The 16,865-nt window shown below is 33.2% G+C and carries 12 protein-coding genes; 10 read left to right on the top strand and 2 right to left on the bottom strand.

The features are described 5' to 3' along the window. Window positions 1–30 precede the first annotated feature (30 nt). The 6 genes from B7R65_RS01125 to thrB all read left to right on the top strand — a co-directional run bounded on the left by B7R65_RS01125 (window position 31) and on the right by thrB (window position 9,670). Window positions 31–1,857, top strand: a complete 1,827-nt coding sequence (locus tag B7R65_RS01125; RefSeq protein ID WP_088040907.1) for a bifunctional homocysteine S-methyltransferase/methylenetetrahydrofolate reductase — start codon at window positions 31–33, stop codon at window positions 1,855–1,857. Beyond that, the gene (metH, locus tag B7R65_RS01120; RefSeq protein ID WP_088040906.1) at window positions 1,854–5,231 is read left to right on the top strand and encodes a methionine synthase; all 3,378 of its coding nucleotides are present in this window, start codon (window positions 1,854–1,856) and stop codon (window positions 5,229–5,231) included. The genes B7R65_RS01125 and metH overlap by 4 nt, the downstream gene beginning before the upstream one ends. 140 nt (window positions 5,232–5,371) lie before the next feature. After that, window positions 5,372–6,277 carry a homoserine O-acetyltransferase MetA gene (metA, locus tag B7R65_RS01115; protein WP_088040905.1) on the top strand — a complete coding sequence of 302 codons (906 nt, stop codon included), beginning with the start codon at window positions 5,372–5,374 and terminating at the stop codon, window positions 6,275–6,277. Window positions 6,278–6,409: 132 nt separating this feature from the next. Continuing rightward, window positions 6,410–7,714, top strand: a complete 1,305-nt coding sequence (locus tag B7R65_RS01110; protein ID WP_088040904.1) for a homoserine dehydrogenase — start codon at window positions 6,410–6,412, stop codon at window positions 7,712–7,714. After that, window positions 7,707–8,765: a threonine synthase gene (gene thrC / locus B7R65_RS01105; RefSeq protein ID WP_088040903.1), complete on the top strand. Its 1,059-nt coding sequence runs from the start codon at window positions 7,707–7,709 to the stop codon at window positions 8,763–8,765. Before B7R65_RS01110 ends, thrC begins: the two co-directional genes overlap by 8 nt. Further along, on the top strand, window positions 8,762–9,670 hold the full coding sequence (thrB, locus tag B7R65_RS01100) for a homoserine kinase (RefSeq protein ID WP_088040902.1): 909 nt from the start codon (window positions 8,762–8,764) through the stop codon (window positions 9,668–9,670). The genes thrC and thrB overlap by 4 nt, the downstream gene beginning before the upstream one ends. A gap of 32 nt (window positions 9,671–9,702) precedes the next feature. Here thrB and B7R65_RS21625 read toward each other — a convergent pair whose 3' ends face one another. Next, on the bottom strand, window positions 9,703–9,837 hold the full coding sequence (locus B7R65_RS21625; RefSeq protein ID WP_256941142.1) for a hypothetical protein: 135 nt from the start codon (window positions 9,835–9,837) through the stop codon (window positions 9,703–9,705). A gap of 340 nt (window positions 9,838–10,177) precedes the next feature. Here B7R65_RS21625 and B7R65_RS01090 point away from each other — a divergent pair, with 340 nt between their 5' ends. Further along, window positions 10,178–10,552: a hypothetical protein gene (locus tag B7R65_RS01090; protein ID WP_088040900.1), complete on the top strand. Its 375-nt coding sequence runs from the start codon at window positions 10,178–10,180 to the stop codon at window positions 10,550–10,552. 9 nt (window positions 10,553–10,561) lie between these two features. Here B7R65_RS01090 and B7R65_RS01085 read toward each other — a convergent pair whose 3' ends face one another. Continuing rightward, window positions 10,562–11,113 (bottom strand): 3D domain-containing protein, encoded by a 552-nt coding sequence (locus tag B7R65_RS01085; protein WP_088040899.1) that lies wholly within the window; start codon window positions 11,111–11,113, stop codon window positions 10,562–10,564. Window positions 11,114–11,376: 263 nt separating this feature from the next. Between B7R65_RS01085 and B7R65_RS01080 the strand changes: the two genes are divergently transcribed. The 3 genes from B7R65_RS01080 to B7R65_RS01070 all read left to right on the top strand — a co-directional run bounded on the left by B7R65_RS01080 (window position 11,377) and on the right by B7R65_RS01070 (window position 16,864). Continuing rightward, complete coding sequence (locus B7R65_RS01080; RefSeq protein ID WP_088040898.1) at window positions 11,377–13,158, top strand: M3 family oligoendopeptidase; 1,782 nt, start codon at window positions 11,377–11,379, stop codon at window positions 13,156–13,158. Window positions 13,159–13,308: 150 nt separating this feature from the next. Continuing rightward, window positions 13,309–15,048 (top strand): ABC transporter ATP-binding protein, encoded by a 1,740-nt coding sequence (locus tag B7R65_RS01075; protein WP_088040897.1) that lies wholly within the window; start codon window positions 13,309–13,311, stop codon window positions 15,046–15,048. Continuing rightward, the gene (locus tag B7R65_RS01070; RefSeq protein WP_088040896.1) at window positions 15,029–16,864 is read left to right on the top strand and encodes an ABC transporter ATP-binding protein; all 1,836 of its coding nucleotides are present in this window, start codon (window positions 15,029–15,031) and stop codon (window positions 16,862–16,864) included. The genes B7R65_RS01075 and B7R65_RS01070 overlap by 20 nt, the downstream gene beginning before the upstream one ends. The last annotated feature ends 1 nt before the right edge of the window (window position 16,865 follow it).

Raw genomic sequence — 16,865 nt, 5'->3', positions numbered from 1 at the left:
TTATTTTTTAAAGTAAGGGAAGTGATTAGTTTGGGTTTAATCGAAAAGTTAAATGAAGGGATTGTTTTAGGTGATGGTGCGATGGGTACTTTATTGTACTCTGGTGGTTTACACAGTTGTTTTGAAGAACTAAACATAACTGAAAGAGATCGAATAATCCATATACACGAACAATATATTGATGCAGGTGCCGAGGTAATCCAAACAAATTCCTATGGTGCTAATGCTGGGAAACTACGACAATATGGTTTAGAAAAATTAGTCAAACAAATTAATCAAATGGCCGTTCGAAACGCTAGAGAAGCTTCAAAAGGAAAGGCACTAGTTCTCGGTGGAATCGGAGGAATGAAATATATTGGTTCAACTGTTGCGACAGCTATGGAACGAGAACTGATGTTACTTGAACAAGCGTCCGCTTTACTTGAAGAAGGTATAGATGGAATTATGCTGGAAACTTTTTATGATGAAAATGAATTGTATGATGCGGTTTCATTATTAAGAGGTCGAACAAATATTCCAATAATTGCACAAGTAACTTTACAAGAAGTTGGTGTCATGCAAAGTGGACAATACATTGAAAAAATATTACCTAGATTAATTGATTTGGGTGCTGATGTAGTTGGAATTAATTGTCACTTAGGTCCACTTCATATGATTGAGTCTTTAAATACAGTGTCTTTACCTTCAAAAGGATTTTTATCTGCTTTCCCTAATTCAGGTTTACCATTATATGAAGAGGGAAAATACGTTTATAAATCAAATCCAGAGTATTTTGAGGATATGGCTGAACCATTTATTGAACAAGGTGTTCGTCTAATTGGTGGTTGTTGTGGTACAACGCCCGCACATATTTCTGCACTTCGTAATAAATTAAATACTTTAAAGCCTGTCTCAAAAAAAGAGGTTAAAAACCGTACAATAACGATTAAAATTCCTAAACAACCAGAACAAAAATTTGAAACCTTACCAGAAAAAGCAAAACAGAAAACAACGATTATTGCGGAATTAGACCCGCCTAAAACATTACAAACAAGAAGATTCTTTGAAGGAGCACAAGCTTTACATAATGTTGGAGCCGATGCAATTACACTAGCTGATAATCCATTAGCTTCACCAAGAATTTCGAATGTCGCAATGGCATCAATGTTACAGCGATTAAATATTCCTGTTTTAACACATTTAACATGTCGAGATCGAAATATGATTGGACTTCAATCACATTTAATGGGACTTTCTACTTTAGGATTAAATGAAATTTTGGCTATTACGGGTGATCCAGCGAGAGTTGGAGATTTTCCGGGAGCCACTTCAGTGTATGATGTAGCTTCATTTGATTTGATACGAATGATAAAAGAAATGAATGAGGGAAGACTTTATTCAGGCAAAAGTATAGGTCATGGAACACGATTTTCAGTTGCTGCAGCGTTTAATCCGAATGTACGTAAAATTGACGCTGCAATTAAAAGACTTGAAAAGAAAGTTGAAGCAGGAGCAGATTATTTCTTAACTCAACCTGTTTATGATTTTGAAACAATCGATAAATTGTATGAATCAACACGTCATATTACAAAACCTATTTTCATAGGAATCATGCCATTAATAAGTAAAAAAAATGCAGATTTTATTCATTATGAAGTACCTGGAATCACATTAACAGATGAAATTCGAAATCGTATTGATATAAATAATCCGATTCAGGCAGTGGAAGAAGGAAAAAAAATCGCTAAGGAACTAGTTTCATATGCAATGGATAAGTTTAATGGAATTTATTTGATCACACCGTTCCTTAAATATGAGATAACAGAAGAACTAATTCAATATACTAAAAGTTGTAATAAAGAGGAGATTCAACTATGAGGACTTTAGAAGCGGCATTAAAAGAACGAATTTTATTACTTGATGGTGCTATGGGCACGATGATTCAACAAAGAAACTTAACAGCTGAAGATTTTGGTGGAGAAGATTATGAAGGATGTAATGAGTATCTAGTTGTTACTCGTCCAGATGTGATTCAAGAAATTCATGAAGAGTATATTTTGGCTGGCTCAGATATCATAGAAACGAATACATTTGGGGCAACAAATATTGTCTTATCTGATTATAACTTACAACATTTAGATATTGTACTTAATGAAGAAGCAGCAAAAATTGCAAAATCCGCTGTAATTAAATCTGGGAAGGAAGTTTATGTTGCTGGTGCGATGGGACCGACTACAAAAGCGATCAGTGTAACAGGTGGAGTAACATTTGAAGAATTAATTACTGCTTATTATCGTCAAGCACTTGGTTTAATGCTCGGTGATGTGGATGTACTGTTAGTTGAAACGAGCCAAGATATGCGTAATGTAAAAGCTGCTTGTATTGGAATTAGTAAAGCTTTTGAAGAATTAAATAGAAAGATTCCCGTTATGATTTCTGGAACGATCGAACCGATGGGAACAACATTAGCTGGACAGACAATTGATGCATTTTATCTTGCTATTGAACATATCTCACCAATTTCAATTGGATTAAATTGTGCGACTGGTCCAGAATTTATGAGAGATCATATTCGTTCGTTATCAGAGCTCTCCGAAACATTTGTATCTTGCTACCCAAATGCTGGATTACCAGATGAGGATGGCCATTACCATGAATCCCCGGAATCTTTAGCTATTAAAGTTAGAGATTTTGCTGAACAAGGATGGGTAAACATTCTTGGGGGGTGTTGTGGTACAACACCTGAACATATTAAAGCAATGAAAGAAGCAATTATAGGCATACAACCTCGTGATCCGAAAAAACGTGTCGATCATGCGCTTAGTGGATTAGAGGCTCTTCGATATGACGATAGCATGAGACCTTTATTTGTTGGAGAAAGAACGAATGTAATTGGATCACGTAAATTTAAACGATTAATTGCAGACGGTAAATATGAAGAAGCATCTGAAATTGCAAGAGCACAAGTAAAAAAAGGTGCTCATGTTATTGACGTTTGTATGGCAGACCCAGACCGTGATGAAGTAGAAGATATGGAAAATTTCTTGAAACAACTTGTGAATAAAATAAAAGTACCTATCATGATCGATTCAACTGATGAGAAAGTGATTGAGCTTGCTCTGACTTATATTCAAGGAAAGGCAGTTATTAACTCGATCAATCTAGAGGACGCTGAGGAACGATTTGAAAAAATCGCACCTTTAATTCATAAATATGGAGCAGCTGTTGTAGTAGGAACGATTGATGAAGAAGGTATGGCTGTTTCAGCAGACCGAAAGCTAGAAATTGCGAAAAGAAGTTATCAGTTATTAACCGAGAAATATCATATTCGTCCATCAGATATTATATTTGATCCACTTGTGTTTCCAGTTGGAACAGGTGACACACAGTATATCGGATCTGCGAAAGCAACAATCGAGGGAATTAAGTTAATAAAGAACGCACTACCTGAATGTTTAACAATTTTAGGGTTAAGTAATATTTCATTTGGACTACCGAATGATGGTCGTGAAGTATTAAATGCGGTGTTCTTATATCATTCAACAAAAGCTGGCTTAGATTATGCGATTGTAAATACTGAAAAGCTGGAAAGATTTGCTTCAATTCCTCAAAAGGAGCGTGAATTAGCAGAAGAGTTACTTTTCAATACTTCACAAGAAACTTTAGATAAATTCGTAGAATACTTTCGCAATTCGATTAAAAAAGAAGCAAAGCCAAAAGAGCAACTGCCAATCGAAGAGAGATTAGCACAATGTATAATCGAAGGTTCAAAACAAGGATTAATTGATGATCTACAAATATGTATAGATCGCGGTGATATTCCATTAGATATCATAAACGGACCACTAATGACTGGAATGGACGAAGTTGGAAGACTTTTTAATAATAATGAATTAATTGTTGCTGAAGTATTACAGAGTGCTGAGGTCATGAAAGCATCGGTTACGTTTTTAGAGCAGTATATGGAGAAAACCGAGAGCTCACGAAAAGGTAAAGTTATGTTAGCCACTGTCAAAGGTGATGTTCATGATATTGGCAAAAACTTAGTTGATATTATTTTGACGAATAATGGTTTTGACGTCGTTAATTTAGGAATTAATATCAGGCCAGACGATTTGATTTCAAAAGTACGTGAAAATAAACCAGATATTATTGGTTTATCAGGTTTATTAGTGAAATCAGCTCAACAAATGGTCATTACAGCTGGTGATTTGAAGAATGCAGGAATCGATACGCCAATTTTAGTTGGAGGAGCTGCATTAACTAGAAAATTTACCGAAAATCGTATTCAACCAATCTATGACGGGCTTGTTGTTTACTCGAATGATGCGATGAATGGGTTAGATTTAGCAAATAAGATTATTAATCCAAATGAGCTTAGGGGATTAATTGAGAAACGAAAAGTGATCGATAACAAAGATAGTTTAATTGATAATCCAGTAGAAGTAATTAGTACGACTAGATCATCAATTCGAAAATCCGAATGCCTTGTTCCTTCATCATTACGAAAAACTATTATCAAAAATATTCCAGTTTCACAAGTAGCTCCATTTATTAATTACCAAATGTTAATAGGGCATCATCTAGGAGTAAAAGGAAAATGGGAAAAACAAGAACGAGGTCAAGAACTATATGAATTAGTGCAGGACTTTCTAAGAGATGGTCACGAGTACTTTGATTGTCAAGTAATCTATCAATTTTATCCAGCTCAAAGTGATGGAAATGATGTCATAATTTACGATTCTGAAACAAATCAACAAATTGAACGTTTTCAATTTCCTAGACAGAAAAAAGACCCAAATCTGTGTATCAGTGATTTTCTAAATCCAGTTGGTGAAAAAATGGATTATGTTGGGTTTTTCTCTGTAACATCAGGGCCAAGAGTTCGAAATATTGCTGAACGTTGGAAAGAAGAGGGAGAATATTTGAAAAGTCATGTACTTTTCTCATTAGCTTTAGAAATGGCAGAAGGTTTAGCTGAAATGACACATATGTTAATGAGAGAAAAATGGGGATTTCCTGATGCTCCTGATTTCACTATGAATGAACGCTTTAAAGCAAAATATCAAGGAATTAGAGTTTCATATGGATATCCTGCTTGTCCAAATTTAGAGGACCAAGAAAAGTTATTTAAATTAATCAATCCGAATGAAATTGGTATTCGCCTTACTGAAGGATTTATGATGTTACCCGAAGCTTCTGTAACGGCTATGGTATTTTCGCATAAAGATGGAAGATACTTCTCTGTTTAATCGTAGAATTGAATAAATATTAGTAGTCTATGAATTAGTTATCAATAAAGTTTCGCAGTTATTTAGTTGGCAACGAATAGCAAATTAAAACTATTTTTGCCAACTAAAAACTGATTCTATTATTAGGAGCGATTGAAAAGATGCCAATAATCATAAATAAAGATCTGCCAGCTACAGAAGTTTTAACGAAAGAGAACGTATTTTATATGACAAAAGAACGAGCGGAGTCTCAAGATATTCGTCCGTTAAAAATTGGAATTCTAAATTTAATGCCGACAAAAATTGAGACTGAAACTCAAATTTTACGTTTAATTGCAAATTCTCCTTTACAAGTAGATGTTGAGCTGGTTGGAACTGAATCTTACAAGCCTAAAAATATATCAGAACAACATGTTAATAGTTTTTATAAAACGATTTCACAGATTCAAGATACAAAATATGATGGGTTTATCATTACAGGTGCGCCTGTCGAAACTTTAGAGTTCGAGGAAGTAGAATATTGGAGTGAGCTCAAGGATATTATGGATTTTACGAAAGAAAATGTGACTTCGACATTGCATATTTGTTGGGGGGCACAAGCAGGTTTATTTCACCATTATGGAGTACCAAAGCATCCGCTAGAAAATAAAATGTTTGGTGTATTTGCACATACGTTAGAAGACCGATTTGTAAAGTTAGTTAGAGGTTTTGATGATGAGTATTTTGTACCGCATTCTCGTCATACTGAAGTAAAAAAGGAAGATATTGAACGTGTAGGTGAATTAAAAATACTAAGTGTTTCAAAAGATGCCGGAGTACACTTAATTTCAAGTGAAGATGGCAAACAAATATTTGCTACAGGACATGGTGAATATTGTATAAATACACTAAAAAATGAATATGAGAGAGATCTGCAAAAAGGGTTAGATGTCGATATTCCTGCAAACTACTTTCTTAATAATGATCCATCAAAACAACCAATTGTACGTTGGAGAAGTCATGCTAATTTATTAATGACAAATTGGTTAAATTACTATGTTTACCAAGAGACTCCTTATAATCTTTAATCGAAAAATGGGTAATTACATAAATTATTTAATTTGTGTTAAGTTATTAGAAAATTATAAAAAATTATTGCTATTTTCAAAAAACATTCTCATAATAGGGATAATATCAAAATTTAAATCGGAGGAATGATGATGAAGGACTGTATATCTATTGGATTATTAGGACTTGGTACAGTAGGGAGTGGTGTTGTAAAAATAGTCGAAGCTCACCAAGACCGATTAGCCCATCAAATTGGCTGTTCTGTTGAAGTACGAAAAGTACTCGTTAAAAATCTTGAAAAAGAAAGAAATATTTCGATTCAAAAAGATAGAATTACAACTGATGCTAATCTTATTTTAGATGATCCCGAAATAGATGTAGTAGTTGAAGTCATGGGCGGGATTGAAGATGCTAGACGATACATTCTTCATGCACTCCGAAATAAGAAACATGTAGTCACTGCAAATAAGGATTTAATGGCTTTATACGGTACTGAACTATTACGTGTTGCGAATGAAAACAAATGCGACTTATTTTATGAAGCTAGTGTTGCAGGTGGTATACCAATTATTCGTAGTTTAGTAGATGGATTAGCTTCAGACCGTGTAACAAAACTTATGGGAATAGTTAATGGAACAACAAACTTTATTTTAACGAAAATGAGTAATGAAGGAAAAGCTTATAGTGATGTTTTAAAAGAAGCACAAGAGCTTGGGTTTGCTGAATCAGATCCAACTTCAGACGTTGAAGGACTTGATGCTGCTAGGAAAATGACAATTCTAGCGAAATTAGGATTTTCGATGGATGTAGAGCTTGAAGATGTTCAGGTTCGAGGAATTAGCTCAGTTTCTGCTGAAGACATAGATTATGCACGATATTTTGGTTACACAATGAAATTAATTGGGTACGCAAAGAGAAATGAAAATCGTATTGAAGTAAGTGTTGGACCAACTTTAATTTCTCATGCTCATCCATTAGCTTCAGTTAGTAATGAATTTAATGCGGTTTATGTCTATGGTGAAGCAGTAGGAGAAACGATGTTTTACGGTCCAGGTGCTGGTAGTTTACCTACAGCGACTGCGATTGTTTCTGATTTAGTTGCTGTTATGAAAAATATGAGATTAGGAGTAAATGGAACAAGTGCCGTATTACCTCAATATCCGAAGGAGCTAAAAGAGGATAATGAAATATATTTTAAATCGTTCTTCCGATTTACAGTGCAGGATCAATTAGGATCTTTTGCAAAAATTACTTCATTATTTACTGAGTGTGATATAAGTTTTGAAAAAATTATTCAGGTTCCATTGAAGCATCAAGGTTTAGCTGAAATCATTTTAGTTACTCACCAAGCTTCATATTCATCTTTCAAAAAGGTTATTAAAAATTTAGAAAGTTCTAATGTAGTAGATGAAGTGAGAAGCTATTATCGTATTGCAGGTGAAGACGATGATGTATAAAGGGTTAATTAATAAATATAAAAAAAATTTACCAGTTAATGACTTAACACCAACACTCACATTAAATGAAGGAAATACCCCATTATTATATTTACCTAATTTATCGGAACAATGGGGTATTGAATTGTACGTTAAATTAGAGGGATTAAATCCTACTGGTTCGTTTAAAGACCGTGGAATGGTGATGGCAGTAGCAAAAGCAAAAGAAGAAGGAAGTACAGCAATTATTTGTGCTTCAACAGGTAATACCTCTGCTGCAGCTGCTGCCTACGCTGCAAGAGCTGGAATGAAATGTATCGTTATTATCCCGAATGGAAAAATTGCTTATGGTAAATTAGCTCAAGCTGTCATGTACGGTGCACATATAATTAGTATCGATGGGAATTTTGATCATGCATTACAAATGGTTAGAAAGATTAGTGAAACTGAGCCAATCACTTTAGTAAATTCCGTTAATCCTTATCGAATTGAAGGACAAAAAACTGCAGCTTTTGAAATTTGCGAACAATTAGAAGAGGCACCAGACGTATTAGCAATTCCAGTAGGAAATGCTGGGAATATTACTGCATATTGGAAAGGATTCAAAGAATACAATCAAGAAAAAGGAATTAAACTACCTAAAATGCATGGATTCCAAGCTGAGGGTGCAGCACCAATTGTCAACAACAAAAAAGTTGAAAATCCAGAGACAATTGCTACGGCTATACGTATAGGGAACCCAGCAAGTTGGGATCAAGCTGTAAATGCAATTAATCAATCTAACGGTACGATCGATAGTGTAAGTGATGAAGAAATAGTAGAAGCCTATAAATTAATCGCATCAAAAGAAGGTGTTTTTGCTGAACCGGGTTCTTGTGCAAGTATTGCAGGAGTATACAAACAAATTCAAAGCGGTTTAATTAAAAAAGGTTCAAAAGTGGTTGCCATCTTAACTGGTAACGGATTAAAAGATCCTGATATTGCAATTCAATCAAATAAAATCGAGCCGATTTTATTACCAAATGATGAAAAGCTTATTTCACAACATTTACAAGGTGTGGTATTTGTATGAAAAGATTATTTGAAATTTCGGTACCCGCAAGTACAGCAAATGTGGGACCAGGATTTGATTCAATTGGAATCGCCTTAAGTAGATATTTGAAAATTGAAGTATTCGATAATGAAAAGTATAGCTGTGAAGGTTCAGGAGAATTCCTATTCGGAATACCATTTGACGAATCAAATTTAATTCTTAAAACAGCAATTGAAATTGCGAGGAAATATCATAAAGAATTGCCGAAATGCCATTTGAAATTATCAAGTGATATTCCATTAACGAGAGGTTTAGGCAGTAGTGCTTCAGCAATTGTAGGTGGAATTTTATTAGCGAATGAACTTTGCCATCTTAATTTAAAAATTGAAGAACAATTGAATATAGCGACTTCTATCGAGGGACATATGGACAATGTGGGGGCTTCCTTATATGGTGGCTTAGTCATTGGAACATATATCGAAGGAGAAGCATTTATTCATCATTCCGAAATTCATAACGTAGCAATAGTAGGAATTATCCCGACATATGAATTAGAAACAAAGTATGCAAGAAATATTTTACCAAAAACACTACCTTATAATGATGCAATTTTATCGAGTAGTTTTAGCAATTTATTAATTACTGCTATGCTGACGGAAAATTGGGTACTTGCAGGAAATATGATGAAGAGAGATTTATTCCATGAGCCTTATCGAAGTCAAATTGTAAAAGAGCTTGAAGTTTTAAAGAATAGAAAAGCACCTGGATTTGTATATGGCTATGTACTAAGTGGTGCTGGTCCAACTGTCCTAGCCTTCATTAAATCCGAAGAGATATATGAAGCACTTGATTATTTTAAAAGCTTATTCCCAGATTGTTTTGTTGACGAAATTAAAGTAGAAAATACTGGTGCAATCGTAAATCATGAGGTTCATCATAACTAAGAAAAACCACTCAACTTTTATAGGAGAGTGGTTTATTTTTTATTCTTTTTAATAAATTGTTCTGCGAGTAATTGTTTTACTTGGTTATATGTTAATCCGGAATTAGCATTCTGCTTTTTAACTTCCTCGATATCTGTACCAGCGATCGTTACTTTTTTATCTTTCAAATCATTCAACTCCAATTTAAAATAGAATTATATTTATTATTAATTTAAGTTAGAGTTTATATTCTAATTAAAGCGCTGTTTTCTAAAACTTTGTCATATTTTAGAAGGAGTTTAGTTGATTTCCGCTCCAGGATGCTCGCTTTTCCGTGGGGGGGACGCTTGAGCCTCTTCGGCGAATTCGCGTCTGCGGGGTCTCACCTGTCCCACATTTCCCAAAGGAGTCTCGCACCTTCCACTCCAACCAACTTCATTAACGATATTCGTAGTTACAAAACCTTTGAAAAGTGTTTAAATAAATATTAAATATAAAATAGCGCGAATATGATGGAGAAAATTAATCATGATAGAAAGTTTAATACGAATTTTCCTTGCAGTTATTCGAGAAATTGTTGGATTCATTTTAGAAGTTATTTTTGAGTTGTTTTTAAGCTCGCTATTTGAAAAAATATTTTATGGTCCTTATCATAAGAAAAATGAGGAACTTATAATGGGACGTATTTTTGTATTGCAAAGAGAGCCATGGTTTGAGCAATATAAAATTTACACATCCGAAATTGCTAATCGTAAAAGTATTCGGAAGTTAATCGTAAAAATGAATATGACAGATGTCTTAACTAATGAAGTAAAGAGAAACGATTTTTTGACTGAATTAAACAATCAATTATTCGACCTGAATAGAAAACCAATAAGAATAAAAAAAACGAGCCATATGTAGGCTCGTTTTTTACTTTTTAAATACTTTTACTGTTACTGTTTTAACTCCCCAATTAAGGGCTTTTGTTTTATTTGGGATAAATACATCTATTTTGTTACCTTTTAATGCGCCACCAGTGTCGCCTGCTATAGCGTATCCATATCCTTCAACATAAACTTTTGAACCAAGTGGAATTACTTTAGGGTCCACTGAGATTACTTTAAGCTTAGGATTACTTTTTAAATTTAAACCTGTTGAAGTTTTACCACTACAACCTTTACATTTAGCAGTGTAAGCTGTTGCTTTCATTTTAATAACTTTTACAGGTTTAGCTGTAGTTGAAGCTTTTTTAGTTGCAGTACTTTTCGTACCAGGCTTAATTTGTAACACTTGGTTGATATTAATACGATCTGAATTTAATTTATTCCATGTCTTTAGCTGAGTGACACTTACTTTATGGTTTTTTGAGATAGCAGATAAAGTATCTCCAGACTTAACCTTGTAAGTGTATGCATATGTATGATTTGTAAATCCCATTGTTAGAATAACAGTAGTAACAAAACATGTAATTAGTTTTTTCATATTTTCGCTCCTGTCTCTTTCTATGTTACCTACTTTACCATGGGAATGTGACAGTAAGATTTCAGGAGTTTTTATTTTATATTACAATTATGTTACTTTTGACATGTTAAATTATTTCAAATTACGTGAATATTTGCTTATTAATTCGACATGTACAGAACGAATTATTGTGTTTGAATATAGAAGGCGGATAATTAGACTAAATATTTAGAATAATGTATAATGTAAAAGGTATAAAACTTATCCAAAAGAGGTGGGGTAGTATGTCAACTAATACATATTCACTAACATGGGATTTAGAGGCTTTCTTCAAAGGAGGAAGTGAATCAACAGAATTTTCGTTATACATAGAAGAAATAGGTAGTTTATTAACGACATTAGAGGAGCAGGTTTCTCAATTTACAGCACCAAAAAATAGTAACGATGTAACTAACTTAGCTGATATTATTGAAAATATTCAAATTGTAGGTAAGAAATTATCGCAATCAGGTGGTTTTATAAGTTGTTTACAAGCACAAAATATGGCTGATCAAAAAGCGAATCTGTTAAGAGGAACACTAACTCAACTTTTCGCGAAATTCTCTACTATTTTAACTACATTCCATGATCAATTAACTAAAGTAGAAGAATCAGTTTGGAATGAGATCCTGAATAGTGAAGAGTTTAAAGAGATTGCATTTGTATTAAATGAACGTCGTCAAAAGGCTAATGAATTACTTTCTGTGGAGCAAGAGGCTTTAATAACTTCTCTTTCTGTAGATGGATATCATGGTTGGGGCCAAATGTACGATACAGTTGTAGGTAAAATGGAAATTGAACATAATGATAAAACATTATCTGTTGGTCAAGCGTCCAATTTATTTTCATCTAAAGACCGCAGTGTTCGAAAAGACATTTTTGAAAAATGGGAAGAAACTTGGGGAAATGAATCTGATTATTTTGCAAAAATCTTAAATCATTTAGCAGGTTTCCGATTAAGTGTATATGGACAACGCGGTTGGAATAAAGTTTTAAAAGAGCCATTGGCAATTAATCGTATGAGTCAAGAGACACTTGATGCAATGTGGGGAGCAATTATCGATAATAAAGCTCCATTTGTTGAATATTTACAACGGAAAGCTCAATTATTAGGTGTAGAGAAATTAAGCTGGTATGATTTAGATGCACCAGTTGCTGATGTAGATTCAACAGTTTCTTATTCAGAAGGAGCCGAATTCATTTTAGAGCAATTCAAACAGTTCGGTGATGAGTTAACAGATTTTACGAAAATGGCATTTGAAGATTCTTGGATTGAAGCAGAAGATCGTGCAGGAAAACGTCCTGGTGGTTTCTGTACAGGTTTCCCAGAAAGTAATCAATCACGTATTTTTATGACCTATTCAGGTACACCTTCAAATGTTTCAACTCTTGCACATGAACTTGGTCATGCTTTCCATTCTTATGCAATGAAGGATGTTCATACATTAAATAAATCTTATGCTATGAATGTTGCAGAAACTGCATCTACTTTCGCCGAAATGATTGTCGCAGACGCAGCAGTAAAAAATGCGAAGTCTGATCAAGAACGTTTAGCTTTATTAGAAGATAAAGTTCAACGTAGTGTTGCTTTTTATATGAATATTCACGCGCGTTTCTTATTTGAAACTAGATTTTATGAAGAGCGCAAAAATGGAATTGTAAGTAAAAATCGAATAAATGATTTAATGGAAGAAGCACAAAAGGAAGCATATTGTGGAGCATTAGAAGAGTACCATCCACATTTCTGGGCATCAAAATTACATTTTTATATAACTGGAGTACCTTTCTATAACTTCCCGTACACATTCGGATACTTATTCTCATTAGGTATTTATGCGAAGGCGTTAGAAGAAGGTAAGAGTTATGAACAGAAATATATTGCTCTCCTTAAAGATACAGCTTCTATGACTGTTGAAGAATTAGCTCAAAAACATTTAGGCGTGGATTTAACGAAACGTGATTTCTGGGAAAGTGCTGTAAAACTTTCACTAAAAGATGTTGAAGAATTTTTATCCATTACTGAATGATAGCTTTATTTTTAGAAGAGGACTCGTTTAATTACGAGTTCTTTTCCTATTTGTAGTAAGTTTATTAAATTATTAATAGTTTTATTAAAAAGAGATAAGAAATCTTGGAGGGGTTTTTAATGATTACCTCTTTAGTCAAGGAGTGACTAAATGAATAGTTTTAAGTTTTTAAAACCATATAGAATTGCTATTTCTACAGCAGTATTTTTTCTTCTATTAGAATTGATCGTTGAATTATTTCAACCCTATATTCTATCGAATATTATTAACAATGGCATCGTAAACAAAGATATGGCTTATGTAACTAAATGGGGAATTGTTATGATCGTATTAGCCATTGTTGCGTTTTTTGCAGGGGTATTAAATACGTTCTATGCAACACATGTAAGCCAGAGTTATTCATTTATTTTAAGAAAGACTCTTTTTGAAAAAGTGCAAACCTTTTCATTTACTACATTTAATTTCTTGCCTACTTCTTCAATTATTACAAGACTTACAAATGATGTATCACAATTACAAGGTGCTGTCTTTATGAGTTTAAGAGTTATATTAAGGGCACCACTTATTGTAACAGGCAGTGTAGTGATGGCTTTAATTATAAATTGGAAACTTTCATTTATTCTATTTCTAATTTTACCTTTCCTCTTCCTATTTTTGAATTGGATGGTTAAAAAGGGAAGAGGTCTTTTTAAGAATGTGCAAGAAAATGTAGACTCAGTAAATAGTGTACTTAGAGAAAATCTAGTCGGAATGAAGTTAATAAAGGCATTTGTGCGTGATGATTATGAAAATAGTCGATTCCAAAAAATTAACGCTAACTTAAAACAAAAAACATCTATTGCTTTAAGAACGATGGAAATTACAATGCCAGTAATGCTTTTATTTATGAACGCTTCAATTCTAGTCGTTCTTTGGTTTGGTAATAGTAAAGTAAATTCAAACGAATCAAATATTGGAGATATTGTAGCGATTGTTAACTATATTTCAAGAATTACTGCTTCATTTTCTGTTTTCTCATTTATCATTAGTGCATTTTCAAGAGCTAGAGCTTCATCTGAAAGGATTGATGAAATTTTAACGATCGAAGAGGACTTCATTGAAAAAAATGAGGGGAATCATTTGAAAAATCGTCTAGATGGAAAGATTCAATTTCATGATGTTTCATTTAATTATCCAAACTCACCTAAAGAAGTACTCCATAATATTTCTTTCGTGGCATATCCAGAACAAACGATTGCCATTTTAGGCTCAACAGGTTCAGGAAAAACTTCATTATTTCAATTAATACCTCGTTTATACGATGTAAGTTCTGGAACGATTTTAATTGATGATCAGGATATTCGCAAAATAAATAGTAAACAGTTAAGGGGACAAATTGGTTACGTTCCTCAAGAAGCGTTATTGTTTACAGGTTCAATAAAAGAAAATTTATTAATGGGCAGAGAAAATGCCTCGGATGAAGATGTTTACTCAGCAGCAAAACATGCTCAAATTCATGACACAATTTTGTCATTTCCAAATGGGTATGAAAGCAAAATTGGACAAAAAGGTGTAAATCTATCAGGTGGCCAAAAACAAAGATTAGCAATAGCAAGAGCAATACTTAGAAAACCAAGTATTTTATTACTTGATGATAGTACGAGTGCTTTAGATTTAAAAACTGAAGCTAGTCTAATTGAAGCGTTAAAAGGATACGAATGTACAACTTTAATCATCACTCAAAAAATTAGTACAGCTAAAAATGCTGATAAAATATTAATCGTCGATGAAGGTCTATTAGTTGAAGAAGGAACGCATGAATCTCTATTACAAAACTCAAAATTATATAGAGCAATCTATTATTCGCAATACGGAACGGAGGAGATTCATAATGTTAAAGGAGCTAATTAAACCTTTTCAATATAAATATTTAAATTTAACAAATAATAAGAAGAAAAATGAATCTTCCCGAGCGAAAAACGTTTCTTCTACAATAAATCGTATTTGGAACTACTTAGCGATTATGAAAGGGAAACTTAGTGTTGTACTCTTTTTGGTATTTGCAAGTTCCGTTCTAGGATTATTAGGTCCTGTTTTAGTTGGCTATGCGATTGACCATTATATATTAAAAAATAATTTAAATGGTTTAAGCTTATTAATCTTATCATTAGTGTTTATTTATATCGGTTATTCCGCATCATTATTTTTACAAAACTTCTGGATGATTGATATTGCTCAAAATACTGTAACAAAAATGAGAACTGAGTTATTTAATATGTTTCATAAATTACCTATGTCTTTTTTTGAAAAGAGACAGCATGGTGAATTGATGAGCCGGGTTACAAATGATTTAGAGAATGTAAGTTCAACATTAAATACGTCTGTAATCCAAATTTTCTCAAGTATCTTAACGTTAATCGGTACGATCTCAGTCATGCTTTGGTATAGTCCGATTTTAACTTTATTGACTTTATCAATCGTACCAGTATTAGTCATAGGAATTAAATGGATAACGAATCGAACTGGTCAGTTGTACAAAATCCAGCAACGAAATTTAGGGGAATTAAATGGATTTATAGAAGAAACAGTCTCAGGCCAACGAATCATAAAAACTTTCTCACAAGAAGATAAAATGATCAGAGACTTTTTAGGCAAAAATGAAAAACTAAAAAACTCTGGTTTTTGGGCGTTTATCTTTGCAGGCTTCATTCCTAAATTTATGAATGTATTAAATAACGTAAGCTTTGCAATAATAGCGGGTGTCGGAGGATATTTTGCTTATAAAGGACATATTTCCATAGGGACAATTGTTGTTTTTACTGAGTATTCGAGACAATTTACTCGACCATTAAATGATTTGTCGAATCAGTTTAATACTCTACTTTCAGCTATAGCAGGAGCTGAGCGTGTTTTCTCTATAATTGATGAAGATATTGAGTCGATTGATGAGAGTCATATTATTAATGATCAAAAAGTCATTAAAGGGGAAGTAGAATACAAAAATGTTTGTTTTTCATATGGAAATGATTCAAATACATTAACAAATGTTTCTTTTAAAGCTCTACCAGGCGAGTCAATTGCATTAATCGGACCAACAGGAGCTGGTAAAACGACAATAGTAAATTTACTTTCACGCTTTTATCGAATCAATAGTGGTGATATACTCATAGATGGTGTAAGTATTGATCACTATTCAAGGGAAAATTTAAGACAGCAAATGGCATTTGTTCTGCAGGACTCATTTTTATTTAAAGGGTCAATTCGTGAAAATATTCGATATGGTCGTTTAGATGCAACGGATAAGGAAGTTGAGGAGGCCGCAAAACTTGCAAATGCACATAGTTTTATTTCAAAATCTGCAAATGGATATGATACAATTTTACAGCAAGACGATCAACAAATTAGTCAAGGGCAAAAGCAGCTTCTCTCAATAGCAAGAGCCATATTAGCAAATCCTGCCATTTTAATTTTAGATGAAGCTACAAGTAGTATTGATACTATAACTGAAATTAAAATTCAGGAAGCATTGCAAAGACTGATGGAAGGTCGAACGAGCTTTGTGATTGCTCATCGTTTAAATACAATAAAAAATGCTAATCAAATTCTCGTATTAAAAAATGGGATGTGTATAGAGAGAGGTACACATGACGAATTACTAAGAAATGAAGGATTTTACTTTGATTTAGTAATGCATCAAGGGATGAATGAAGATCAGCATATACAATAAA

It is taken from the genome of Bacillus sp. EAC (genome assembly GCF_002156875.1).
Taxonomy (GTDB): domain Bacteria; phylum Bacillota; class Bacilli; order Bacillales; family Bacillaceae_G; genus Gottfriedia.
Note: the sequence above shows the minus strand (reverse complement) of the source record. Positions and strands in the feature narration are given on the sequence as shown.